This window comes from Trichocoleus sp. FACHB-262, from assembly GCF_014696035.1.
Taxonomy (GTDB): Bacteria; Cyanobacteriota; Cyanobacteriia; order FACHB-46; family FACHB-46; genus Trichocoleus.
This window is the reverse complement of sequence record NZ_JACJPK010000017.1, coordinates 277,171-303,454: the sequence shown is the minus strand read 5'-3', so window position 1 is coordinate 303,454 and position 26,284 is coordinate 277,171. Positions and strand designations below refer to the sequence as shown.

At 50.3% G+C, this 26,284-nt stretch carries 13 protein-coding genes; 9 read left to right on the top strand and 4 right to left on the bottom strand.

Features of this window, described 5'->3' with window-relative positions; translation table 11 throughout:
• Positions 1-22 precede the first annotated feature (22 nt).
• Positions 23-2,335, bottom strand: a complete 2,313-nt coding sequence (locus H6F68_RS02510; protein ID WP_190556199.1) for a bifunctional serine/threonine-protein kinase/ABC transporter substrate-binding protein — start codon at positions 2,333-2,335, stop codon at positions 23-25.
• Between the two features lie 138 nt (positions 2,336-2,473).
• Complete coding sequence (gene hisD / locus H6F68_RS02505) at positions 2,474-3,790, bottom strand: histidinol dehydrogenase (protein WP_190556197.1); 1,317 nt, start codon at positions 3,788-3,790, stop codon at positions 2,474-2,476.
• Positions 3,791-3,973: 183 nt separating this feature from the next.
• On the opposite strand from hisD, the gene rpsT reads away from it, so the two are divergent.
• The 5 genes from rpsT to H6F68_RS02480 all read left to right on the top strand — a co-directional run bounded on the left by rpsT (position 3,974) and on the right by H6F68_RS02480 (position 15,108).
• Positions 3,974-4,279, top strand: coding sequence for a 30S ribosomal protein S20 (gene rpsT / locus H6F68_RS02500; RefSeq protein WP_190431411.1), 306 nt, complete (start codon positions 3,974-3,976; stop codon positions 4,277-4,279).
• A 74-nt stretch (positions 4,280-4,353) separates the two neighbouring features.
• Positions 4,354-5,292, top strand: a complete 939-nt coding sequence (locus H6F68_RS02495) for a TatD family hydrolase (protein WP_399312576.1) — start codon at positions 4,354-4,356, stop codon at positions 5,290-5,292.
• Positions 5,293-5,691: 399 nt separating this feature from the next.
• Positions 5,692-8,991 (top strand): DNA-directed RNA polymerase subunit beta, encoded by a 3,300-nt coding sequence (rpoB, locus tag H6F68_RS02490; RefSeq protein ID WP_190431415.1) that lies wholly within the window; start codon positions 5,692-5,694, stop codon positions 8,989-8,991.
• Between the two features lie 124 nt (positions 8,992-9,115).
• Positions 9,116-10,990, top strand: a complete 1,875-nt coding sequence (locus H6F68_RS02485) for a DNA-directed RNA polymerase subunit gamma (RefSeq protein WP_190431416.1) — start codon at positions 9,116-9,118, stop codon at positions 10,988-10,990.
• Between the two features lie 125 nt (positions 10,991-11,115).
• Complete coding sequence (locus H6F68_RS02480; protein ID WP_190556193.1) at positions 11,116-15,108, top strand: DNA-directed RNA polymerase subunit beta'; 3,993 nt, start codon at positions 11,116-11,118, stop codon at positions 15,106-15,108.
• Positions 15,109-15,211: 103 nt separating this feature from the next.
• Here H6F68_RS02480 and H6F68_RS02475 read toward each other — a convergent pair whose 3' ends face one another.
• Positions 15,212-16,954 (bottom strand): cellulase family glycosylhydrolase, encoded by a 1,743-nt coding sequence (locus H6F68_RS02475; protein WP_190556191.1) that lies wholly within the window; start codon positions 16,952-16,954, stop codon positions 15,212-15,214.
• Between the two features lie 719 nt (positions 16,955-17,673).
• Between H6F68_RS02475 and H6F68_RS02470 the strand changes: the two genes are divergently transcribed.
• Entirely contained in the window at positions 17,674-18,414 is a 741-nt protein-coding gene (locus H6F68_RS02470) for a hypothetical protein (protein ID WP_190556189.1), read from the top strand.
• 95 nt (positions 18,415-18,509) lie between these two features.
• On the opposite strand, the gene H6F68_RS02465 is transcribed toward H6F68_RS02470, so the two are convergent.
• Complete coding sequence (locus H6F68_RS02465) at positions 18,510-19,298, bottom strand: hypothetical protein (protein WP_190556187.1); 789 nt, start codon at positions 19,296-19,298, stop codon at positions 18,510-18,512.
• 439 nt (positions 19,299-19,737) lie between these two features.
• Here H6F68_RS02465 and H6F68_RS02460 point away from each other — a divergent pair, with 439 nt between their 5' ends.
• From H6F68_RS02460 to H6F68_RS02450, 3 genes are all read left to right on the top strand, one after another.
• Positions 19,738-22,551, top strand: a complete 2,814-nt coding sequence (locus H6F68_RS02460; RefSeq protein ID WP_199299856.1) for a carbohydrate porin — start codon at positions 19,738-19,740, stop codon at positions 22,549-22,551.
• Complete coding sequence (locus H6F68_RS02455) at positions 22,548-24,887, top strand: tetratricopeptide repeat protein (RefSeq protein ID WP_190556185.1); 2,340 nt, start codon at positions 22,548-22,550, stop codon at positions 24,885-24,887. The genes H6F68_RS02460 and H6F68_RS02455 overlap by 4 nt, the downstream gene beginning before the upstream one ends.
• A gap of 141 nt (positions 24,888-25,028) precedes the next feature.
• Positions 25,029-26,273, top strand: a complete 1,245-nt coding sequence (locus H6F68_RS02450; RefSeq protein WP_313930002.1) for a glycosyl hydrolase family 8 — start codon at positions 25,029-25,031, stop codon at positions 26,271-26,273.
• The last annotated feature ends 11 nt before the right edge of the window (positions 26,274-26,284 follow it).

Sequence of the window (26,284 nt, the reverse complement as noted above, 5' to 3'; positions counted from 1 at the left end):
TAAGTCGCCGTTCAAGTCAGCTTTAGTTAATTGGCTTGAACTGGTAGACTTGGGGCTGCTTTTTAGCTACAGGTGTGACCTGAACTAACTGCACGACTCCTTCGCGATCGCCTGTTGAAGAAAAAGATACAGCCCCTAGAGCACCCGTCGCAGTGAAGTTAGGTGTTCCCAATGTCTGTCTGACTCCGCGACGGGAAGGATCACGTTGGATTCCTGCGACTAAAGTCTGGGTTGAGTCATAGGCAAGAGCTGTGCGCCAGTCAATTTCATGCCCCCATAGCTTCTGGGCTTGCTGTTGAAAAGGTAGGCGAGTATTACCTAAAACGTTAGAAGGGACAGCCACGACCATGCCGACTGCTGCCTCTCCCCCCACTTGTAAGGTCTTCTTGGTATAGATGCTGTCCCCGGCGAGAACGGGAAGCCGTCTGCGGTTAATCTGTACAACCTGCAAAGCGCGATCGCTCACCTGACTGGGAGCAGCCAGCATAATAACTTCTGCTTTTTGCTGAATCGCTTTCTCTACACTTTCGTAGGCATTAAAGTCAGGGCCAGCTAGATCGAACTCAGCTACAACCTTGCCCGGAGCACCATAAAACAGAGCGTTCTTAAACTCGCTGCTCAGAGATTCACTGTAACTACTGTTGGAGCTGAAAAAAATAGCGACTCGTTTCTTTTGCAATCGGGTCAGCATGTAGTTGCAAAGCGCACGGGCGGTAAAGCGATCGCTGGGCATGACCCGAAAAATGTAGCTGCCTAGCGTTGAGAGTTGCACAGCAGAACTAATTGGAGCCACTATTGCCAATTGCCCTGTTTGATAAACCTTCCCAGCCGCTAAGGTGGTATCACTCGTACCATGTCCTACTACGCCTAAGACATGAGGATGATTGATTAAATCTGTAGCAATGGCTTGAGCCGTTTCGCTTTGGTTATTATCATTGGCGATCGCTACTTTCAGGGGTACTCCATTGATGCCGCCGCCTTGATTCACTTGAGTTTGAGCCTGTGCTACCCCTCGTAAAATTTCTAGGGAAGAATTCAACGTGTCACCCAACGGGACGGCGACAGCGATCGCATGGGCAGGCATGGCTCCAATCCGGGCGTTGTTGAGGTAAATCAAAGTTTCTGGGTCACTGCGCTCCGCCTGGCGAGCTACTTCTAGGGCTTTTACTGCCTGCGGGTAAGCTTTAATTGCAAATGCATCTACCCCCTTTTGTTTGGCAGGTTGGCTGGTTCCTGGTGTCAGAAGTTTCTCGCCCCAACTAATGTAATCAGTCGCGATCGCTATAGCAGGGCTAGGGGTTGGAGTTGATGTTTCGACAGTTACATCGCTGAAAAGTTGAGGTAGGGGTTTTCTGAGCAAAACCGCCATTCCAAAGCTGGCAATTGTGGCAACGCCCAGCCCTAATAAAACTGGCCGCAGGTGACGAAATTGGCGATCTAGGGGATTCTCAGGCGTTGCGATCGCAGGAATCATAGGCTCGACAGGATCAGCCCGAGGCAAATCAGTAATATGTTGCAGTGCTTGTAAAACTGCCGTTGCCGATTGGTAACGCTGATTGAAGTGATAGCGCACCATGTTGTCGATGATAGTCGCTAACTGGACACTGACCCGGGCTTGGTCGCGCCAAACTATCTCTCCGCTCTCTGGATCAACGGGAAATTGAGAAGGCCGCATTCCAGTTAAGGCTTGAACCGCGATGACCCCCAACGCATAAATGTCGCTGCTAAATTGAGGCTTGCCTAAACATTGCTCACTCGCTCCATAGCCTGAGGTGTAAATGGGAACGCTTAATTGGGTTTGGCCTATGGTTTCGGCAACCTGGTTAGTAATGGTTTTGACTGCACCAAAATCAATTAAAACTAATTTGCCGTCATGCTGCCGCCGAATTAAATTGTCTGGTTTAATATCTCGATGAATAACTCCTTGGGAGTGAATGTAAGCTAAGACTCCCAAAACATCTTCTAAGATGCCAATGACTTGAGCTTCTGATAACTTAGTCCCCCAAGGCAATTCCACGCTTAAAGGATTACCAGGGATAAACTCTTGCACCAAATAAAACTCTTCTGCTTCCTCGAAATAAGCTAAAAGTTGAGGAATTTGGTCGTGATGTCTACCTAATTTTTCTAAAGTTTCTGCTTCTGCATAAAATAAGCGCCTCACCTGTTGCAACACGTGAGGATGCTGCGTCGCAAAGTTGAGGTGTTTGAGCACGCAGGGGGGATTTCCAGGTCGCTGCATGTCCTCTGCAATGAAAGTCTGACCAAACCCGCCTGAGCCTAGAGCTTGAATAACTTTGTAGCGCGCCCCTAACAGTCTTCCTAGCATTGCATTCATAGAATACAGCAGAGTCTACTATCGCTAGCCCCAAAATATGCGAGCTACGATATTGGCATTGTATTCGTTGTCAATCACTGCTGAGAAAGTTCAATCCAAGAAGCACTTTCCAGGGTTAGTAAGTAAACTTTGCTTTTTTTAGGATTCCGGGTCTATCTGCTTGGGCTTAGTTCTTAGTCGTACTGAGTCCGCATGAGAACTGAGCCCTTCCGCTGTGGCTAAAACATCCACAGCTTCTGAGACTTTTTGTAGCGCTGTAGGACTGTATTGAATCAAGCTAGAGTGCTTCATAAAGGTTTCTACTCCTAGAGGCGACGCATAGCGAGCCGAACCAGAAGTAGGTAAGGTGTGGTTGGGGCCTGCTAAGTAGTCTCCTACAGCCTCTGGAGTCGAAGATCCCAGGAAAATAGCGCCAGCATGACGAATATAGTCAATTAAGGCCCACGGGTCTTCGACTTCTAGCTCTAAATGCTCTGGGGCAAATTCATTGGAAAGCTCAGCCGCAGTTTCGAGCGAATCTACAACAATGATTAGGCCGTAATGAGCGATCGCTTTCTCAGTGAGGGTACGTCTGGGGTGGTCAATTAGTTGTTGCTCTACTTCCGCCACTACTTTGAGAGCTAGAGAAGAGTCTGTGGTAATTAAGATCGCTGCTGCCATTGGGTCGTGCTCTGCCTGAGCTAGCAGATCAGCCGCGATAAACACTGGGTTGGCAGTTTCGTCGGCGATTACTAATACTTCTGAAGGGCCAGCGAGGGAATCGATGCCAACGGTGCCGTAAACCAGTTTCTTCGCCAAAGTGACATAGATGTTTCCCGGTCCCGTAATCACATCTACTTTGGGAATGGTTTCGGTGCCAAATGCCAAAGCTGCGATCGCTTGCGCCCCACCCACTCGATAAATCTCTTGAACGCCTGCTTCTTGAGCAGCCACTAGTACGGCTGGGTTTACAGTTTTTTCTGGTCCTGGTGGGGTCACGATCGCAATTCTGGGTACCTGAGCGACCATCGCTGGAACTGCGTTCATCAAAACCGTACTAGGATAAGCTCCTCGGCCCCCAGGTACATAGAGCCCTGCTCGATCAACGGGTGTATAGCGCTTCCCTAGAACTACATCATCTTCACCAAACTGCACCCAGCTTTTAGGGACTCGTTGCCGATGAAACGCTTCAATCTGTTTATGAGCCAGACGAATCGCATCTAGCAACTCCTTTGATACCTGCTGGTAGGCAGCATCTAACTCTGAGCCACTCACACGTAATTCTTCAGGTTTCAGTTCTTGTTGGTCAAATTCGGCTGTGTAGTGTAGCAGGGCTCGATCACCTTGGCGCTTCACAGCTTGTAACACTTCCCGAACCGTGGCTTCTTTGTGAAACACTTGGTCGTCGTGAGTGCGATCGCAAATACGCCGTAGCTCGGTCCGTGCCTCAGTTCGCTGAGTAATAATTCGCAGCATGGAGTCAGAATGCAGTCTCTTAGGAATTACCCGTCGGAGAGCGGGTTTGACAAACCCGTACTCGCCTCTCTAGCTTAACCTGGATTTTTGAAGGATCGGAATAGGGTGAGGAGATGCTATATTGGTTTTTCTGGTATTTTATTTCATTGAAAGTAGTTGTAGAGAGTTTCCTTAGGACTGGCTGTGGCGAATATTAAGTCTGCTATTAAACGCGTCAAGATCGCAGAACGCAACCGTTTGCGCAACAAAACCTACAAGTCAGCGGTGAAAACCCTGATGAAGAAGTACTTAGCAGCTGTAGACACCTATACAGCCAATCCTAGCCCTGAGCTAGAGCAAGAAGTACAGCAGCACATGGCCAATGCTTACAGCAAAATTGATAAAGCTGTGAAGCGAGGCGTATTGCACCCTAACACTGGGGCTCGCAAGAAATCGAACCTTGCTAAAGCTCTAAAGCGGCAAGATGCCTCTGTTTCTGCTGCTTCCTAGGCAGTCTGTAAATAGATTGTCAGCAAAAGTAAAGCTAGCTGCGAATAATTCAACTCTGGCATTGTCATAGTCTGGTGTTTAAAACGCCAGGCTGTTTTGCTGAGAAGGCGCTGGCGAAAGCTTGGTGGCTGGATCAAGCCAGTCTGTTGGCAGTAAACAGCTTGTTCATCTTAGAAGCCGCAAGCAGCTCGCTTATGCAGTTGATTGATACGCACGTCCATATCAACTTTGATACTTTTCAGCCTGACTTAGAGGCTATATCTCAGCGCTGGCGAGAAGCAGGTTTGGTTCATCTGATCCATTCTTGTGTAGAGCCAGCGGAGTTTAGCAGTATACAAGCGCTGGCTGATCGGTTTCCAGAGCTGTCTTTTGCCGTGGGTCTGCACCCCCTGGATGTGGACAAATGGACCCCTGATTCTCATCGCCAGATCTTGGAGTTGGCTACCTCTGACCCTCGAGTCGTGGCGATTGGAGAAACGGGTTTAGACTTTTACAAGGCGGAGAATCGGCAGCAGCAAACAGCTGTGTTTCAAGCTCAACTTGCGATCGCTCAAACGCTGAACTTGCCAGTGATCATTCATTGCCGAGATGCTGCACTCGAAATGGCGCAGCTACTCAAGGATTTTTGGCAAAGCCAAGGTCCAGTTCGGGGCGTAATGCACTGCTGGGGAGGGACACCAACCGAAACTGAGTGGTTCCTAGAACTAGGGTTCTACATCAGTTTTAGCGGTACGGTGACTTTCAAAAATGCGGCTCAGATTCAAGCTTCTGCCCGTATAGTGCCTAGCGATCGCCTTTTAGTAGAAACAGACTGCCCCTTCTTAGCTCCTGTCCCCAAGCGGGGTGGGCGCCGGAACGAACCTGCCTATGTACGTTATGTAGCCGAGCAAGTCGCTCATTTGCGAGCGGTTTCTCTAGAAGTGCTAGCAGCACAGACCACACAGAATGCTTGCAAACTTTTTGGTTTGTCTCAGCTACAACTGAAAGCAACTGAAGGACTCGCCATCTCCTGATCAAGCAAAAATCTCAACTGGGTTTGGAAAACTACAGACCACAGTTAGGCTTTGCTTGCGCCATAATGGTAGAAGTGTGAATTACTTAGGTCGCTTCGTAGCTTTAGCCAATCCAATTAGACGGCTGCTGTTTGCAAACTACCTCTGCTGCCCCTGAAGTTTCAGTTCCCTGAAATCTCAGCAAGTCCATACAATTCCCCACTCTTAATTTAAAAAGTCAAGCTTGCTAGCTAAACAAGCCCCTTGGAGACTACCTTAAATCTCTCAACTGCCCACTTAATTCGCTAGACTACACTTTTGGGTCCTTCTCGTCAGGGTCCAAACTTTTCTATTGACATTTTTGTGCAGATCGCATAACATCTGGGACTCGCGCTGGGCGTGACCCTCCTGAGGAGACGCATGACTAATCAGACTCAAACTGCACTGGCCTTCACCCTTCCAGATTTAGTTGAGATTCAGCGATCCAGTTTTCGCTGGTTCTTAGAAGAGGGACTCATTGAGGAGCTAGAGAGCTTCTCGCCTATTACCGATTACACGGGCAAACTGGAGTTACATTTCCTAGGTAAGAATTACAAACTGAAGCGACCCAAATACGACGTTGATGAAGCGAAGCGACGGGATGGCACTTATGCTGTCCAGATGTACGTTCCTACCCGCTTGATCAACAAAGAGACGGGTGAGATTAAAGAGCAGGAAGTTTTCATCGGTGACCTGCCTTTAATGACCGATCGCGGTACCTTCATTATTAACGGTGCTGAGCGGGTTATCGTCAATCAGATTGTTCGCAGCCCTGGCGTCTACTATAAGTCTGAAACTGACAAAAATGGTCGTCGTACCTACAATGCCAGCTTGATTCCCAACCGAGGCGCTTGGCTCAAGTTTGAGACTGACAAGAACGACTTGGTGTGGGTACGAATTGACAAAACCCGCAAACTATCTGCTCAGGTGTTGTTGAAGGCCTTAGGTCTCACCGACAACGAAATTTTTGATGCTCTGCGTCACCCAGAGTACTTCCAGAAAACGATTGAGAAGGAAGGCCAGTTTAGCGAAGAAGAAGCTTTGATGGAGCTTTATCGCAAACTGCGTCCTGGTGAACCTCCAACCGTTTCCGGGGGACAACAACTGCTGGACTCCCGCTTCTTTGATCCTAAGCGTTACGACTTGGGTCGGGTGGGTCGCTATAAGCTCAACAAGAAACTCAGACTCAATGTGGCGGATACCGTCCGAGTCTTGACGGCTCAGGATATCTTGGCGGCCATTGATTACCTGATTAACTTGGAATTTGATATTGGCAACATTGATGACATCGATCACCTGGGCAACCGTCGGGTGCGCTCCGTGGGTGAGTTGTTGCAAAACCAAGTTAGAGTCGGCCTCAACCGTTTAGAGCGGATTATTCGAGAACGGATGACTGTCTCGGATGCAGATTCTCTGACACCTGCCTCTTTGGTGAACCCCAAACCCCTCGTTGCTGCGATTAAAGAGTTTTTTGGTTCCAGCCAACTGTCTCAGTTCATGGACCAAACCAATCCGTTGGCCGAGTTGACTCACAAGCGTCGCCTCAGTGCCTTAGGCCCTGGTGGTTTGACGAGAGAGAGGGCGGGCTTTGCAGTACGGGATATTCACCCTAGCCACTATGGGCGGATTTGTCCGATTGAGACTCCAGAAGGTCCGAACGCTGGTTTGATCGGTTCTTTGGCAACTCATGCTCGCGTCAACGCCTACGGGTTCATTGAGACACCGTTTTATCCTGTGGAGACGGGATGCGTTCTGAAGGACCAGCCCCCTATCTACATGACCGCAGATGAGGAAGATGATCTGCGGGTTGCTCCGGGTGATATCCCGATGGATGAGGCAGGTTACATTCAAGGTGTGACTGTTCCAGTGCGTTACCGCCAAGACTTCACGACCACTACGCCAGATCAGGTGGACTACGTGGCTGTCTCGCCCGTGCAAATCATTTCGGTGGCAGCTTCGTTGATTCCTTTCCTAGAGCATGATGACGCGAACCGCGCTCTGATGGGTTCTAACATGCAACGCCAAGCAGTTCCTCTGTTGCGGCCAGAGCGGCCCTTGGTAGGGACAGGTTTGGAAGCCCAAGCGGCGCGTGACTCCGGGATGGTTGTAGTCAGCCGAACCGACGGTGAAGTCACTTATGTAGCGGCTGACAAGCTGCGAGTGAGAGATCCTCAAGGTCGCGAGATTGAGTATCCCATGCAGAAGTATCAGCGGTCTAACCAAGATACCTGCTTGAATCAACGCCCCATCGTGTTCGTGGGCGATCGCGTCGTGGCAGGTCAAGTTCTAGCTGATGGTTCAGCGACTGAAGGCGGAGAATTGGCTCTAGGACAAAACGTTCTAGTGGCTTACATGCCTTGGGAAGGCTACAACTACGAGGACGCGATCCTGATCAGCGAGCGTCTCGTTTCTGACGACGTCTACACTTCAATTCACGTTGAGAAATACGAGATTGAAGCGCGTCAAACCAAGCTTGGCCCCGAAGAAATCACCCGTGAAATTCCCAACGTCGGTGAAGATTCACTTCGCCAACTGGATGAAAGCGGCATCATTCGGATTGGCGCTTGGGTAGAAGCAGGCGACATTCTGGTTGGTAAAGTGACTCCCAAAGGAGAATCGGACCAACCCCCTGAAGAAAAGCTACTCCGAGCGATCTTTGGTGAAAAAGCCAGAGATGTCCGTGATAACTCTCTGCGCGTCCCCAATGGTGAAAAAGGCCGAGTGGTGGATGTGCGAGTCTTTACCCGTGAGCAAGGAGATGAACTGCCACCGGGTGCCAACATGGTGGTGCGGGTTTATGTAGCCCAGAAGCGTAAGATCCAAGTCGGGGACAAGATGGCAGGTCGTCACGGCAACAAGGGAATTATTTCCCGCATCTTGCCGCTCGAAGACATGCCTTACTTACCGGATGGGCGTCCTGTGGATATCGTACTCAATCCTTTGGGCGTACCTTCTCGGATGAACGTGGGCCAAGTCTTTGAATGCCTCTTGGCTTGGGCGGGAGAGAACTTGGATGCCCGCTTCAAGGTCGTGCCTTTCGACGAAATGCACGGAGCAGAGAAGTCTCGTGAAACCGTGCACGGCAAACTTCAGGAAGCGAGCAAGCGAAAGGGACAACCTTGGTTGTTTGACCCTGACAATGCTGGCAAGACTCAAGTTTTTGACGGTCGGACTGGCGAACCTTTCGATCAACCTGTGACCATTGGTAAAGCTTACATGCTGAAGCTGGTGCACTTGGTGGATGACAAGATTCATGCTCGTTCTACTGGACCTTACTCGCTCGTCACGCAGCAACCGTTGGGTGGTAAAGCTCAACAAGGTGGTCAGCGCTTTGGGGAAATGGAAGTGTGGGCACTGGAGGCATTTGGTGCTGCCTACACCTTGCAAGAGTTGTTGACTGTGAAGTCGGATGACATGCAGGGTCGGAATGAAGCCCTCAATGCAATTGTCAAAGGGAAAGCCATTCCTCGTCCGGGAACCCCAGAATCCTTCAAGGTGTTGATGCGAGAACTCCAATCTCTCTGTTTGGATATCGCAGTCCACAAGGTAGAGACGAAGGAGGACGGCACTAGCCGAGACGTAGAGGTAGACCTAATGGCGGATGTCAATAGCCGTCGAGCCCCCTCTCGGCCCACCTACGAATCCATTTCCAGAGAAGAGCTGGAAGAAGAAGACGCTTAAGTCAATACGAGATGGGTTGCTAGCGCTAATAGTCAGTTCATAGAGCTGGCAGCTAGCAACCTGTCACCCAAAGACTAAGCGCAACAACAGATCTCAACAATAGATACTAAGGAAGCTGCAAGCGATGCCAAAGCTAGAACAGCGATTTGACTACGTCAAAATTGGTCTGGCATCTCCGGATCGAATTCGCCAATGGGGGGAGCGGACTCTACCTAATGGGCAAGTGGTTGGTGAAGTAACAAAACCAGAAACCATCAACTACCGGACCCTGAAGCCAGAGATGGATGGTTTATTCTGTGAGCGGATCTTTGGCCCAGCTAAAGATTGGGAATGCCATTGTGGTAAGTACAAGCGAGTTCGTCATCGCGGGATCGTTTGTGAGCGTTGTGGCGTCGAAGTCACAGAATCTCGGGTGCGTCGGCATCGCATGGGCTATATCAAGCTGGCTGCCCCTGTAGCTCACGTTTGGTACCTCAAGGGGATTCCGAGCTACATGGCGATTCTACTCGATATGCCTTTACGGGATGTGGAGCAGATTGTTTACTTTAACGCCTATGTGGTGCTCAATCCAGGTAATGCAGAAAATCTAACTTATAAGCAGCTGCTGACAGAAGACCAGTGGATTGAGATTGAAGACCAAATCTACAGCGAAGACTCCCCTCTGGAAGGGGTTGAAGTTGGCATTGGAGCCGAAGCACTGCAACGGTTGCTGCAAGACATCAACTTAGAAACAGAAGCTGAGCAGCTGCGTGAGGAAATTGCGACCTCCAAGGGTCAGAAGCGAGCCAAGTTGATTAAGCGACTGCGTGTAATTGACAACTTCATTGCAACCGGCGCTCAAGCGGAATGGATGGTGTTGTCGGTAATTCCGGTGATTCCGCCGGATTTGCGGCCAATGGTGCAGTTGGATGGAGGCCGTTTTGCGACCTCCGACTTGAATGACTTGTATCGGCGGGTAATTAACCGTAACAACCGTCTAGCCCGTCTACAAGAAATTCTGGCTCCTGAAATTATTGTCCGTAACGAGAAACGGATGCTTCAGGAAGCAGTGGATGCCTTGATTGACAATGGTCGTCGCGGACGAACCGTAGTAGGTGCCAACAACCGTCCTTTGAAGTCGCTGTCAGACATTATTGAAGGTAAGCAAGGTCGCTTCCGCCAAAACCTATTGGGTAAGCGGGTAGATTACTCTGGCCGTTCTGTAATTGTGGTGGGTCCGAAACTCAAAATTCACCAATGTGGGTTGCCACGGGAAATGGCGATCGAGCTATTCCAACCTTTCGTGATTCATCGGCTGATTCGCCAAGGCTTAGTCAACAACATCAAGGCTGCCAAGAAGCTAATCCAGCGGGGCGATCCGAGTGTTTGGGATGTGCTGCAAGAAGTGATTGATGGTCACCCAGTGCTACTAAACCGAGCGCCAACCCTCCACCGATTGGGGATTCAGGCGTTTGAACCGATTCTAGTGGAAGGCCGCGCGATTCAATTGCACCCATTAGTTTGTCCCGCGTTTAACGCTGACTTTGATGGTGACCAAATGGCCGTTCACGTTCCACTCTCGTTAGAATCGCAAGCAGAGGCTCGGCTGTTGATGCTGGCTTCTAATAATATCTTGTCGCCAGCGACAGGTCGCCCAATTGTCACTCCGAGCCAAGATATGGTGTTGGGTTGCTATTACTTGACTGCGGAAAATCCTACTCATCAGAAGGGTTCAGGCCGTTATTTTTCTGGCTTAGATGACGCGATCACGGCCTATGAGCAGCAACAGGTTGACCTTCATGCTTACGTTTGGGTGCGCTTTGATGGTGCTATGGAATCCAATGAACCGGATACAGACCCATTAGAAGTCCAAGAGTCTACCGATGGTACGGTCACTAAGGTTTATAAGTTCCGCAGAACCCGTGAAGACGGGGAGGGGAATTTAATCTCGCAGTATATTCGGACGACTCCAGGACGAATTATCTACAACAAGACGATTCAAGACGCCTTGACTGACTAAGCTTCATGAAAGTAGAAGCTTCAATTTCGTGGCGTAAGCCTTTACAGACGTGATGAGTAGACGCGACTGGGAAGTCGCGTCTATACGCGTCTCTTCCTGCATCAAAAGAGGGACAGAGAGCAACAATGGCAGAGCAAAATTCAAATCAAAAGCCTGAAGCACCAGTGATTTTTCGGAATCGAGTGGTTGATAAAGGACAACTTAAGAAACTAATTTCTTGGTCTTTTACCAACTACGGTACGGCTCGGACCGCTCAGGTGGCTGACTTATTGAAGGATCTGGGCTTTCGCTACGCTACGAAGGCAGGGGTTTCAATTAGTGTAGATGACCTACAAATACCTCCAACCAAGCGAGCGCTATTGGACGCAGCGGAAGAAGAAATTCGAGAAACGGAAACCCGTTATACCCGTGGCGAGATTACCGAAGTAGAGCGCTTTCAAAAGGTGATCGATACTTGGAACGGGACGAGCGAAGAACTCAAGGATGAGGTGGTACGCCATTTCAAAACCACCAATCCGTTGAACTCGGTTTACATGATGGCCTTCTCTGGAGCCAGAGGAAACATCTCCCAGGTACGCCAGCTAGTTGGTATGCGCGGACTGATGGCTGATCCGCAAGGTGAAATCATTGACTTGCCAATTAAGACCAACTTCCGGGAAGGTTTGACCGTTACTGAATACATCATTTCCTCTTACGGGGCGCGGAAGGGACTAGTAGACACTGCGCTCAGAACCGCAGACTCTGGATATCTCACCCGTCGTCTGGTGGACGTGGCCCAGGATGTGATTATTCGCGAACTTGACTGTGGCACCCAACGGGGTATCCCAGTGCGTAGCATGACCGACGGCGATCGCGTCTTGATTCCCCTGAAAGACCGCTTGTTTGGTCGAGTGATCGCAGAGGATGTGGTGCATCCGCAAACCGGAGAAGTGGTCGCTGCTCGGAACCAAGACCTCTCGGATGACCTATGCCACATCATTGGTCAATCAGGCGTAGAAACAGTGATGGTGCGATCGCCTCTAACTTGTGAAGCGACTCGTTCTGTCTGTCAGCATTGCTACGGGTGGAGCTTGGCGCACGCTCACATGGTGGATTTGGGTGAAGCGGTTGGAATTATTGCTGCCCAATCTATTGGTGAGCCTGGAACGCAGCTAACCATGCGGACCTTCCACACTGGAGGGGTATTTACTGGAGAAATGGCGCGTCAAGTGCGGGCTACTTTTGAAGGCACCATCCGCTACGCTAAGCGTTTCCGGACTCGTCCCTACCGGACCCGTCATGGAGATGAAGCTTTAATTGCGGAAAGTAATACTGATTTGATGCTGGAGTCGGGTTCTAAGAAAGAATCCTTTGCGATTCCTCAAGGTTCAACTTTGCTCGTTAAAGATGGTGAGCATGTCAAGAAGGATCAATTCTTGGCAGAAGTCCCGCTGGCGGGTCGAACTCAGCGCACCACTGAGAAGGCTAGTAAAGACGTAGCTTCTGACTTGGCTGGAGAAGTCAAGTTTGCCGACATCGTTCCTGAAGAAAAGAAAGACCGTCAAGGCAACACCACCCGAATTGCTCAAAGAGGTGGCTTGATCTGGATTCTATCGGGTGAAGTTTACAACTTGCCCCCTGGTGCCGAACCGACCGTGAAGAACGGCGATCGCGTGGATTCTAGTAGCGTCCTCGCTGAAACCAAGCTGATCACTGAGCATGGTGGAACCGTACGCCTACCTCAGCAGGAAGCTGAAGGTAAGGGCGGTCGTGAAGTTGAAATTATTACAGCTTCCGTATTGCTAGATGAAGCGCGAGTGCGGGTTGAGAGCTATCAAGGCCGCGACCACTACTTAGTTGAAACCAACCACAACCAGTCGTTCTCTCTGAAAGCAACGCCTGGAACGAAAGTGACAAACAACCAAGTCGTCGCAGAACTGATCGACGATCGCTACCGGACTCAAACCGGTGGGATCATTCGCTACTCTGGCGTTGAAGTGGCGAAGCGAGGTAAGGCTAAGCAAGGCTACGAAGTGGTTCAAGGCGGGACGCTGCTTTGGATTCCGGAAGAAGCGCACGAAGTGAACAAAGATATTTCTTTGCTCCTCGTTGAGGACGGCCAGTACGTCGAAGCAGGAACGGAAGTCGTTAAAGACATCTTCTGTCAAAGCAATGGTGTAGTTGAAGTCATTCAGAAGAACGACATTCTGCGGGAAATCGTGGTCAAGCCAGGGGACTTGCACATGATTGACAATCCCGAAGAATTTATGGGTAAAGAACCCACCTTGGCTAATCCTGGGCAAGAAGTGCTCCCTGGTTTAACCCTGAGCGAACTCCGCTTCCTGGAGTATGTAGAAACGCCCGAAGGTCCAGCCGTGCTCCTGCGTCCGGTTACCGAATTTGTGGTGCCAAACGAACCTTCTGTGCCGAGTCAAGCCTCGACTAGTGAAGAGTCGGGCCGTACCATTCAGCTACGTGCGGTACAACGCTTGCCTTACAAGGATGGAGAGCGAGTTAAGTCCGTGGAAGGTCTAGAACTACTCCGCACTCAGCTCGTACTGGAGATTGATCAAGACGCACCTCAATTAGCCGCTGACATTGAGCTAATTCCGGACGAGACTGATCCAGAGATTATGCGGCTCCAACTCGTGATTCTGGAATCTCTAGTGATTCGTCGCGATATTGCCGCAGACACCACTCAAGGTAGTACTCACACTCGTCTCTTGGTCAAAGATGGCGAGCAGATTGCTCCTGGTGCTGTCGTAGCGCGGACGGAAATTCAGTGTAAGGAATCCGGTGAAGTACGAGGTATTCGCGAAGGAGCCGAAGCGATTCGCCGAATCCTCGTGGTGAGGGATGCTGACCGAGTGGTCATTAGCACTCAAGGCAAGGCTCCCAAAGTGAAAGAAGGTGACTTACTAGTAGCTGGCACAGAAATCGCCTCTGGTACCAAGCTAGAGGAATCTGGCCAAGTCGTTGGGATAGGCGAGAGTGAAGTCACCTTACGCATTGCTCGTCCTTATCGGGTGTCTCCTGGAGCTGTACTCCACATTGATGATGGGGATCTAGTTCAGCGGGGTGACAACTTAGTGCTGCTGGTGTTTGAGCGGACGAAAACTGGAGACATCATCCAAGGTTTGCCCAGAATTGAAGAATTATTGGAAGCTCGCAAACCTAAGGAAGCTTGTGTCCTCTCAGAGCGTCCCGGTACCGCGCAAGTCGTCTACAGCGATGATGATGTGGCAGAAGTCAAAGTCATCGAAGCTGATGGCGTGATGACAGACTATCCCCTTGGTCCTGGTCAGAACGTGATTGTCTCCGATGGGCAGGAAGTTGGTGCATCAGAACCTCTCACGGATGGTCCTTCTAACCCCCACGAGATTTTGGAGATCGTCTTCAAGGTCAACCGCGAAACGTTGGGAGTTCATGACGCATCCCTGATTAGTTTGCAGAAGGTACAAACCTTCTTAGTGAACGAAGTGCAGTCTGTATACCAATCCCAAGGGATTGATATTTCGGACAAACACATTGAAGTGATTGTGCGGCAGATGACTTCTAAGGCTCGCGTCGATGATGGTGGAGACACCACCATGTTGCCTGGTGAATTGGTGGAACTCTACCAAGTTCAGCAAGTAAACGAGGCAATGGCCATTACCGGAGGGGCACCTGCTGAGTACACTCCTGTGTTGTTGGGGATCACCAAGGCATCGCTCAACACGGACAGCTTTATTTCGGCGGCTAGTTTCCAAGAAACTACACGGGTGCTCACAGAGGCGGCGATCGAAGGGAAGTCTGACTGGTTGAGAGGTCTGAAGGAGAACGTGATTATTGGACGCTTGATTCCAGCGGGTACTGGTTTCAATGCTTATGAAGAAGTGGGCAGTCCCGATATTGACCTTACCTTCGATGGCACCAGTGTCTTTGATGAAGATGCGGACCTCCGAGATGTGGTCTTAGACGATCGCACTGCTCGTAGCTACGGGTTAGATGGTGCATTCGACGATCGCCCCAACTTCAGCTTCGAGAGTTTCACGGCTCCCGTTCCCGGAGATGAAAAACCAACATCTGCCATCTTGGACGATGATGAACTGATTGATGATGAGTTTACCGATGTGGTGGATGATGACGATGAAGAGTAATCTTCTTTAATCGCGCTATCTAACACCGTTAAGACTTAAGTGAAACCGGAGGTTCAGATATTCCTGAGCCTCCGGTTTTTCTTTGCCACGGTAAATCTAACGACTAAAACACAGACACTTGCTGTGGTCGGTAGTCAGAGCCTGCCTTGTTGGCACAAAAACCTAGGTCAACGGTTTGATTGGGTTGTAGTACTCTTGCCCAACTCGGTGGTGTGACTTGGTATTGCGAACCTTGGCGGTTGAAATTTCCGTTCCAGCTATTGTTAATGTTGGCTTGATTCATGCGAAAAGCTAACTGCCAATTCTGCACAGCCTTCTGAGTTGGATTCTGGACTAGGAACCTGACGCAAAAGCCACTCGCCCAATCCGACTCGATTGTCATCTTAGTTGTGAGTTGATTTTTGGTCGTTCGAGTTTTGTTAGGTGATAAGGAGGTGGGTGAGGTGACAGGCGATCGCGGAGTTGGCCGTGGAATTGACCCCTGGCTTGCCCCCGCTCGTTGCTGCTTTGCTGGGACAGCCGCACCCGTTGGCTGGAAAGTTGTGAGTGGAGAACGCGCTGTAGGTAAGAGTTGGCTCAAGAGTTTTTGCTTAGCGTCCTCGATGCTGCGCCAATCATCTTGTAAAACGCCTCCGGTATCCTTGCTATTAGGATTCCAGCTCCAGTAAGTAAAACTCAGTTGTTTCTGTTTAATAAACTCAACCAACTGTTGTTGCCAAATGCCTTCTTTGGAATTGCTGTCTACCTGCCGTCCCCCAAATTCTCCAATTAAAACTGGAGCTAGCTTCTGAGTCGCAATGTAGTGAAATCCAGTTTCCCAACGGTTGTAGAGGTTTTTAGGGAAAGTTCTTTCTGAGAACCAAGGTTGGTCGTAAACTCCAGGGCCATACTCATGAGGGGAGTAAACGAGTTGATTCTTGACTGCTAAGCGAACTGGATAACGTTTCACGCCTTCTAGGTTGCCGCCTTGCCAGTGCCTGGATAATTTTTGTCCAGGGACATTATTCTCTACTCCCTCAACGACAATCAGCCAATGAGGATTCGTCTTCAAAATGGCACTACCTGCTCGCTCAGCGGCCAGTCGCCAGTCTGTTGCTATGTCATTGGTGCCCCAACTCGCTCGACCATGTGGCTCATTTTTTAGGTCAGCTCCAATGACATGAGGCTGATTCTTGTAGCGATTTGCTAACATTTTCCAGGTGTCAATCCAATCAGCTTCAGTAAAGCCATCGCCATACCAAAGTTCTGGAATGCGTTGATCATTCAGTTGATGACAGTCCAATAAAATCAGTAGCCCTTGTTGCCCTGCCTCTTGAATCACGGCGTCCATAATTTCTAGAGGCGATTTACCTTGCAAGGTTTGATTGGCACCGATATTGAAGTCAATGCCACTTGCTGCGGCAGAGCGCAAAGCTTCTAGGGAGAAGGGCAGCCGAATGATGTTGTATCCTAATCCTTTGATTTGCGCCAGCATCTCACGGTAGTCCCGTGCCCAGAGACCGTGAGGGGCATGTAATTCAGTTTCGATGCCAAACCAGTTCACTCCCCGCAATAAAACTGGACGACCGACCCCATCGACAATTTGGGCTCCTCTGGTGGAGAGAGGGAGCGCGATCGCGGCACTCGCGGCTTCTAAACCTGGGTTGAACTGTAATCCTAAACTGAGACATAAACCCGCTAAAGCTAAGGACAACCACTGGAGTAAAGACCGCGATCGCCAAATTGGGGTTTGAGCGCCTAAATGAGGACGATTGGGGTTGAGCGATCGTGCCTGTTTCCAGGCAGAAATTGCTCTTTGGCAATAGCGCCCAAAAGATTTCAAAGCTGGCTGGAACAATTTGCTCATATGTTTAGTCAATAAATGGTTTAGCTATGAGCACTCAATGAGATACCCGAAATAACCTCTTAATCGCTTCTTAACTTCTGTTGAGTTAACTAATAGGTTTCATCGGTCTAACTCTATCGACTCCGCAATAACATGCAACTCGGAAGATTACAGTTTTGGACGTTAATTCAAGTCAAAGGTGTCTATTTATTGAAAGATTTACCATTCAACAATCCAGCTTCATCTAAGCTTCTTGTAGCCCTCAGCCCTTGATAAATATAGCTCTATCCTAAGAGGTACTTACCTTTTAGGGATTATTTGTATAGGCAAAATTAAGAATCTAAGCTAAGGGATATAACTTACGCAACTTCTATCAACCAAAACGCTTAAGTAAAAAGTTCACATCTTCTTCATCACCTTCTCTGGGTGTCTTTATCAGCTCTATACGAAAGATTACCTAGATACCTATTAGTGTTTATAGAGAAGAGAAATTACTCTATGTGCTGCCTTCTAGAGTGAATTTCCTAGTTACCCACTCAGTCGCTGTTTTCGATCCTGCCTGACCTAAGAACTAGGGATATTGAAACAGTAGATATACTTTCCGCTACAAAACCAACGACTTTTGAAACCCATATTTGCTTGGAGTCCCCAAAATGCCTGTATCGTCGCTTAAAAGCTTTTTATTGCCTGCTGTCCTTCTGTCTAGCACGGTGTTTTCCAGCTTGACGTTACCATTAGTTATGTTGGGTTCACAGCCAATTGATATTCGGGTTCAGCAAGAACCTGTTTTCAGTGGCCAATTGAAAGATGTAGCAGCTCCTTACCTTGGTTTTGCAACGGCGCTGAGTTTGGGTGCGGGCATCGCTAGCGTAGCTGTAACTGGATGGCGGCGGTCTTCGCGCAAATCGGCTCAAGTTGAAGAACAGCTATCCAGCCTCCAAGAGAATTTGCAAGTTAAAGAGAGTCAGTTAGAAGAACTAAAGTTATCCGAAGTTCGCCTAGCTGCTATAGGCCTCTCTGAATTTCTGCATGACAAGCCAGTCCAAGTGGTCACGGGAACTACGGTAGATTTAGCTCAGCCTGTCGTGATTGCTCCATCAGCCATCCCCACTGCAACTGCTGAAACAGTTACGACCTCACAGATTGCGGTCAAAACTGATCTGTCCCGCCCTGTCTCGGTGCAAGCCGCTGTCTCAGCTCTGCATCCAGCTCAAGCTTTCCTTAGTTTTGCGCAAGCTGGGGCAACCACCGAGGAAACAGAGGTACAATCACCCGTTGCCCATGCTCAAGTTGATGAGCTGCAAACTCAACTCAAGCAAATCATGGCTCAACTGGAAGTGTTGCAAGGAGCTTTGCACGATGTGCCTCAACTGGATGCTGCTCGTGCTAGCAGCTTTACCAGATTCCATCCCACTATGAGCTATGCTCAGCGCTCCCAAAAGGTAGAGCCAATCCGTGTTCAACAGAAAGTGGCTTCCTGACTCACACAGTTAGCTCAAGGCTACTTGATTGCCAAATCCAAACTACTGTTTCCTCAACCCTTGATGCCGCTAGATATAACTTGAAGCAAGCGTCGTTAGCGGAGTAACTGATCAGGTGAGAGAGGAGCAGTAGTTTGGCTTGTATTGGCACTAGCGGTTGCCTTGGAGTTTGCTGGGGCTGATTTTTCAGGGGTAGCAATCTGCGAGCGATCGCCCCACCCTCCGTTGATGTCTGCTGTCGTCAGGGTGGGAGGAGTGGTTTTCCCGGTCGGTAAGGGTACGGGTAAAGCTTGACTAATCTGTAGATAACGCTGACCATCAGTAGTGAATCGCGCTAAATTACCTTCTAGTTGAATTCCTTGCTCTTGTACCTTCTGCTGAATCGTAGGCGGTTGCCCCTCTGGCTCAAACGTTGCCAGAAAGACAACATCAGGGGCGGGAGTCGTTGGAATTTTGAGTTCGGACTGGTTAATCTGCCATCCCTCGCGAAATTGGCCATTGGGTGCAACTTGCCAAAGATTGAGGGAGGTCTGCCATTTGCCTTGGTTAACCACTACGTCTTGCCGACTTAAGACGGTGTAAGTCAACTGAGATTGAAGTTGTGGTGATAAACCCCCAGTTGCTAAGGGTGCTGTTTGACTGGGAGAGAGGTAGCGGATAGCAGAGACAGTGATGCGGCTCTGGTCTGGTAAGTTTGTGTTGCCTGAGACGGAATAAACTCCCGATCGCCCAGCAGGTTCTACTTGAAGGTTCAAATTAACCTCAGGAGGTTTAGCTTGCGAGCAACCAGTGCTAGCCAGAAGTAGGCCACTTAAACAATAGGGTGCCGCTCCATGCCAAATTTGTTTGGCAGGCAAGATGAAATGTAGGAATTGACGTTGCATGGCGATCGCGAGTAAAAATGGGGCTATAAACGGAATAACAAATCCTATTAGTTAGTGTGAACTGAATTAGAACAGAATCAAATAGTGATTCATGAAGATTTTCTTGATCAGGACAATATTTTAATCTTCTAGTTCTTGTGTAAAAACTTAGTGAATTCACTGACTTCTTTGACACAAGAACTTGGAGATATTGTATTTCCTTAAGTTAGATTGTCTGACGCTAATTCAAGTTAGGGTGCTTAGTAAAGAGTTCGATTTTAATAATATTTAGATTGAACGCATTCAAACACTAGCGATGTATTTGCATACAAGTAAAACTTTATTGTTCCAATGACCGCCGCTTCTGCTAAAGTTTTCAGCAGTCTAAATGTTTTTCGGTAGTCTTAGCTTCCATATTCACTAGACCGCATCAGACAGCACAATAGGTGTGAGCCATATCATGCTTGATTCTCGTTGGTCTATCTTCCGTAGCTATTTACTCTCGCTTAGAGTCCTAGCATCTGGCTCAATCTCATTGCTTCTTTTCACCGGGCTAACTCAGGTAAAGCCTAGCTGGGCAAATTCTCCCCGTCTGTCGGAATTAACGCCTCAACCCAGTTCTCAGAGTCAGGCCCCAGCCACTCAGAGTCCAAGTTCCGAAGCAAAGCTCAGAAATAAAAAGGCCACACCTCAAGCTCGCTCTAGGTTGGCTGCGGCAGCGATCGCCCCTCTTAAGGCTCCCCAAAACCTGTCTAATACTGAAGCGGATCTAGTCCATCAAATCGCTGGTTCTAGACCAGAAGTGCTGGCTAAGCAGGTGGAAACGGCCTTGCCCAGCTTCATCGCTCCGGAGCGATCGCCGTCTTTAGAATCTGACGCTACGACTCCATCTAAGTCGGTTAACTCGAAGCGATCGCGATCGGATCAATCTTCATCTATTACGACTAAAAGCACGACCAAAACCTCTGGGGTTAAACCGTCCCAGACATCCCCAATCAAGACGGCTGACAATTACTGGCAGATGAATGGTGCAGGCTTAGGTGTCCCTGGACAATATAGTCCTGGAGTCTGTGCGGGGAATTGCAATGGTTGGCCGCAGCCCGTAGGGCAGCGTAGCGATCCCAACGGACAACCCCTGCTAGTACCAACCCCCTTGCCTACGGTTCGCCCCGAGACGCCAAGCGCCAGTTTTTCTCCTCAGCAACTGCCTTGGATGTCTGGAGGGCCTGTAGCTGCTCCGGGTTGGGGCGGCGTCAATGGTAATGCTTACCCTTATCCCTATCCGGTCGGGCAACTACCTCCGGCTCAGCTAGCACCAATGCCGCCTCCTGGGTGGCATCCTTATGGTTGGAATCCCAATGGTGGTTTCTATCCGATGGGTCAGCCTATGCCTGCTCCCATGCCAACCTTGATGGTTCCAGGGGCAGGTGGTCCTACTGGACCCGATAGCTCCAATAATGTCTATTTCTACAATCGGTACGCTCCTTCGCCACAGCCTACTGCCGCACCTGTAGCGCCTGCCTCCGTCCCTAATTTGACTGCGCCATCAACATATCCAAATTTCTATAATGGTGCACCCAATTCCCCAAACAATTTCTATAATGGTGCGCCGAATTATCCCGGTAATTTCTATAGTCCAAATCCGGTTTACCCTACTAACACTTATAGCCCTCAAGCTCCTAGTTATCCCAACAATTATCCCAGTAATATTTATAACAATGTTCCTGGTTATCCCAGTAGTTATCCCAGCCCTGCTTTAGGGTATCCCGGTAATTCTTATCCGCCTAATTCCTATCCAACTGCACCTGGGTATCCCAGTAATTCTTATAGTCCTGTACCGAACTATCCCAGTAATTATCCCAGCCCTGCTTTAGGGTATCCCGGTAATTCTTATCCGCCTAATTCTTACCCACCTAATTCCTATCCAACTGCATTTCCACCTGCCCCGAATTATCCGAGCAATCCGTCTAGTCCTGCGCCGAATTATCCCGGCTATGGTGCTAATCCTACGCCCATGTATCCCGGTAGCGTTTATAACGCTGCACCCAACTACCCTGGAAGTCCATACCCCGGTGCCCCTGCTGCGCCCTACGGTGCTCCTAGCCCTTATGGTGCTGGGTATCCGACGGGGCAGCCGACCGCTTTTCCGCAGTTCCAAAATACGCCCACACCAACAGCTCCTCAAAGCACAACAGCCCCCCCAAGCAATTCACCAGGTAATGTAGCCCCTGCTGCTGCTTTAGAAACTCGACCAGAAACTTCCTCTAAGCCACTTTTGCGAAGTACGGCTTTGAGCGAACCTTCTGTGCAGCTGCAAGGTGTATATCTCTATCAGGCGGATGAATCATCCGCTAGAGCTCGCTTGTCAGCGGCTTATCCTTTAACGCCCAACATTCTGTTTGGTGGGGCGCTGGATTTGACGACAGGACAGGGGTTGGTCGATTCGCAGCAAGAGGGGCTGAGTTTGAATGAGTTGTTTGTCGCTACTTCTCCGCGAGATTTGCCCAACTTGCGGTTTGTGGTGGGGCAATTAGACTTGACCTCTTATTTCGATCGCAACAGTTTTGCCAAGGATGGCGCGAGCCACTTCTTTAACCCAGTGTTTCAGACTAACTCCGCGCTGACCGCAACTGGGATTGGTTCTCGGCCCGGTGCTTTAGTGAACTGGGCTTTAACTGACAACATCGAAGCTAGATTTGCGGCGTTTTCCTCGGCGCGGAGCATTGGGGATTTCAGCTTAGATGGCTTTGCGGGCGAACTGGGACTGCGTTACGGCAACGCTATCATTCGCGGTACTTACAGCACAGGGCGAGAAACTGGGGCAGGCGACGGCTTCCGAGAAATCTTTCAAGTGAATCGAGGGGATGGGTTGAGTGGACCCCAGCGAGGCGATCGCGAGGAAGGCTTTGGCATCAACGCGGAAGTCTTTATTCCCAGCCTCAACATGGGTTTGTTCGGTCGCTACGGCCAGTACAACAACCGGGGGCTTGACGAACAAGGCAACACCTACAACGTCGGACTTACCGTTTTAGATGTATTTGCCCCTGACGATCGCTTGGGCTTAGCCTATGGTCGCCAACTGTCTAATGCGGCTTTACGAAGACAGCTGGGCGATCGCAACCCAGATGTTCTGGAACTCTATTACGATTTTCGCTTTTTGCCTAACTTGCGGCTAGGCTTTACCTTACAGGAACTAAATGGTTTCTCGGAGACGATCGCGGGATTCCGGCTCAAGACCGAATTTGATGTCACACCGAAGGGCAGGCTGCAATGAACCAACGGCATGACACCTGGAAAAACACCCGCAAAACAGTAAAGTTTAGGCGATTAGGATGGTCTTGCTTGCTCGCCGTAGGATTGAGCGGTGGCTTGATGGTAGACCTGTGGCCTTGGGAAATTCCGGCGGTGCAAGCGCAGACGGTGCCTGCTCCAGTTCGACAAGCTTATACCCTGCTGAATCGCGGTTTGGTCAATGATGCGATCGCGGCTTTTCAGCGAGCCATTCGCAGTTACCCACAATCGATAGAAGCCAAATTGGGGTTGGCGATCGCCTATCGGCGGGCAGGACAAGATGCCAATGCCTTCCAAGCTTATGGGCGCGTGTTGGAACAAGACCCCAACAACCGTTTGGCGCTCAAAACGCTGGGTTTCCTAGGAGGCTACCGAGCGGAATGGCAGGACCAAGGCATTATCGCCTTAACTACCTTGCTGAACTTAGAACCCAACGACCTAGAAGCGCGGGGACAGCGGGCGCTCTTACTGGGCTACCGAGGGCGCTTTGCAGAGTCTTTGGCTGACTACCAGATTGTTTTACAAAACAATCCCACCCCTGATGTGATTCTAGGGGCGGCGCAAATTTACACTTACACGGGAAATGCCCAGCAAGGGTTAGAGCTGTTCAACCGCTACCGAGCTTCCGGCAAAACGATCACCGGGAATGCCGCAGTGGCCTATGCCCGCGCCTTAAGGGAAACGGGCAATCCTGCTCAAGCGATCGCCATTTTGCAAGCGCAACTACAAGCATCCCGCGACTTAGACGACACGGCGATTCAAGCTCGCTCGGAACTATCTCAAGCTTATTTGGCTAACCAGCAACCTGCTGAAGCGTTAGCAGTCTTAGATCCACTCCGTGGTCGCACTGAAGCAGCCTTGCCTTTGGCGAGGGCACTCAATGAGTTAGGGAGCAAAGCCAATGCTCCGACCCTGACCCAAGAGGCAGCAGCCCTCTACCGTCAGGAACTCCAGCGCCAAACCAATCCTACGCCGACGTTGGTGCAAGAAGTGGCCGATGTGCTCAGCGGTATTCCTGCCGAGCAACCTTATGCGCTGCAACTGTATCGCCAACTGACGCAGCAGCAGCCCAACAATCAAATTTTGGCGCTGAAGCAATTGGCCTTGGAGAGCCAGTTGGGCGTGATTTCTAGAGCTGAGCTACGGCAACGACTACAAACGGTTTTGCAGCCTTTACCGAGCAATCCAGTAGAGCTACAACAGTTAGCTCAAGCGCTTTCAGCGGTGGAACCAGAGCCAGAACTGTTCCCGGTGTACCAAACGTTGCTGCAAGCGGGCGTCAACGCGCCTTTTCTGAACTTCCGCATCGCCCAACTCTTGATTCAGCAGAATAATTTACCAGCGGCGAGAAGTGCCTTGGCTGCCTATGCCAATACATCGGCAGGAGCACAAGACCGAGCTTCGGAACTACTTCTGGCTGAGATCGAGCGGCGCGAAGGCAACTTGGAAGCCAGCGCTCAGCGTTATCAAGCAATTCTGGCCAGTAATCCCAGCGATCGCGACATTATCAATAATGCCTTGCAAGGCTTGGCAAGTGTGCGCCAAACGCAGGGACGCACCGATGAATCGTTAGCGATTTATAACCAATTAGTGGCCCTGAATCCGCAAAATTTGGAAATTCAACTGGGTCGAGCAGCTTTAGCTTATCAGGCTCAACGGATTTCTTTAGCTGAGGCGGAAGCGGTGTTGAATACTTGGCTGCAAACCCGCCCCCCCACCGACACGCCGCCGGAATTGGTGACTTTGGTGGGAGTGCTACCCCCGGATCCTCGCCGTGAACCGCTTTACAATGCGCTGCTGCAACTGGACCCGAGTAACTCTGCTTTGCAGTTACGCTCGATTCAGGTGATCGCTGCCCGGAGTCCTGCCCAAGCCAGAGCGATCGCGGCCCAACTGGTAGCCCGCAATCCCAATAATCCGAGTGCTTACCAACTGCAAGGGCAGGTAGCCCAGGCATTAGGAGATTTGGACCAAGCCAGTGATGCCTACCAGCGGCTTTTGCAAATCCAACCGAACAATATTGAAGCGTTATCTGCATTAGGTGGGGTGCGATTCCAGCAGCGTCGGTTTGGGGCGGCAGAGCAGTTGTATTCGCAAGTGCTGGCGTTCAATCCGACAGATGTGGGGGCACAGCGATCGCTGGCTGAATTGATGGCGGCTCAAGGCATGCCCCTCACCGCTTTGCAGCAACTGGAACAACTTCAGGTACAGCAAGCGACAACCGGAACCCCGGATAGTAGCTTGTCCCGGAGGGTGCAGCAGATCAAAGAAGACTTGTTGAGACAGCGAGGGTTTCAACCGCCGTGGGAGCGTTACTAACTGCTAGATGGATGGTGTTGTCACCATGCGGTTCATTTTGTGCCTTTAGCTTTACTACCTTGTGCAGGGCCAGTTGAGATGTTACGGTACCCCAAAACTAAGCGACAAACAGGCTCGTGGTCATGGTGGCGTAGGGCAACAGTGGCAGTTAGTCTGAGTGGCATGATAGGACTACTCGGATGTTCTAAATTTTCTAGCGACGTTAGACAATCTCCACCCGCTACCCCGCCAGCCACTACAGCGCCTATTCCCAGTCCAGACCCGACTGTAATCAGCTCAGCAACAGCAGCGCCAACTCAACAACTGTTGCAGCAAAGTTGGACCGCCTATCGGCAACGTTTTATTCAAGCGGATGGGCGGGTAATTGACCGGGAAGCAGGCGATCGCTCCACGTCCGAAGGGCAAGCCTACGCCATGCTGCGAGCGGTGTTGAGTGATGACCCCAGCACCTTTGCCAAAACCTTGCAGTGGTCAGAAAACAATTTGCAACGCCAAGCTAATGGCAAACGTACCGACCAGCTCTGGGTTTGGAAGTGGGGCCGTAATGAACAAGGCCCAAATGAACCCGCAAGATGGGGAGCGATCGACCCGAATTTTGCCAGTGATGCCGATGTCGATGCCATTACCGCTCTGATTTTGGCATCCCGGCGTTGGCAGAAACCAGAGTATCTGAAGTTAGCCCAAGCCAAATTGCAAGACTTGTGGCGATTCTCCACTGTGACCGCTGGTGGACAGCGCTATCTGCTGCCAGGGCCAGCCGCAGCTTTTCAGCAGCAGACCGTGATTCAACTGAATCCGTCCTACTTTGCGCCTTATGCGTTTCGGCTTTTTGCTCAAGTCGATCCCAAGCACGATTGGCTGAGCTTGGTGGACAGTAGTTATCAAGCTCTGGAAAACTCAGCCACGCTATCGGCTGCTGGTTTGCCGAGCGATTGGGTAGCGGTGGATACCACCACAGGAGAATTTCAACCGTTACCGCTCTCTGGGCCGCTGAAAAGCCAATACAGTTTTGACGCTTACCGCGTCTGGTGGCGGGTCGCTTGGGACGCGGAGCTGTTTGACTCCGCACCTGCCAAAGCATATCTGCAAAAGCATTCAGGATTTCTGCAAAAACAATGGCGATCGCAACAAAAAATCCCCGCCACTTTTGATCTTTCAGGTGCACCGACCGTGAGTTACGAAGCCACTGCTCAATATGCCATGTTGTATCCTGCTTGGCGACTGCTCGACCCGGCGATCGCCACCGAGCTTTGGCAGCGAAAGTTGCAGCCCCAGTACCGAAATGGTTTTTGGGATAACAACTCCGCTTATTATGTGCAAAACCTCGCTTGGTTAGGCTTGCTACCGCCCGACACCATTTCTCCCCAACTGTTGCAACCTCGTTAAAGCCCCACCCG

Coding starts and splice junctions, on each gene's coding strand:
- H6F68_RS02510 (WP_190556199.1), bottom strand. CDS start 2,335: ATGAATGCAATGCTAGGAAGACTGTTAGGGGCGCGCTACAAAGTTATT.
- H6F68_RS02475 (WP_190556191.1), bottom strand. CDS start 16,954: ATGAGCAAATTGTTCCAGCCAGCTTTGAAATCTTTTGGGCGCTATTGC.
- H6F68_RS02480 (WP_190556193.1), top strand. CDS start 11,116: ATGGCAGAGCAAAATTCAAATCAAAAGCCTGAAGCACCAGTGATTTTT.
- H6F68_RS02470 (WP_190556189.1), top strand. CDS start 17,674: ATGTTGGGTTCACAGCCAATTGATATTCGGGTTCAGCAAGAACCTGTT.
- H6F68_RS02460 (WP_199299856.1), top strand. CDS start 19,738: ATGCTTGATTCTCGTTGGTCTATCTTCCGTAGCTATTTACTCTCGCTT.
- rpoB (WP_190431415.1), top strand. CDS start 5,692: ATGACTAATCAGACTCAAACTGCACTGGCCTTCACCCTTCCAGATTTA.
- H6F68_RS02465 (WP_190556187.1), bottom strand. CDS start 19,298: ATGCAACGTCAATTCCTACATTTCATCTTGCCTGCCAAACAAATTTGG.
- H6F68_RS02485 (WP_190431416.1), top strand. CDS start 9,116: ATGCCAAAGCTAGAACAGCGATTTGACTACGTCAAAATTGGTCTGGCA.
- hisD (WP_190556197.1), bottom strand. CDS start 3,790: ATGCTGCGAATTATTACTCAGCGAACTGAGGCACGGACCGAGCTACGG.
- H6F68_RS02455 (WP_190556185.1), top strand. CDS start 22,548: ATGAACCAACGGCATGACACCTGGAAAAACACCCGCAAAACAGTAAAG.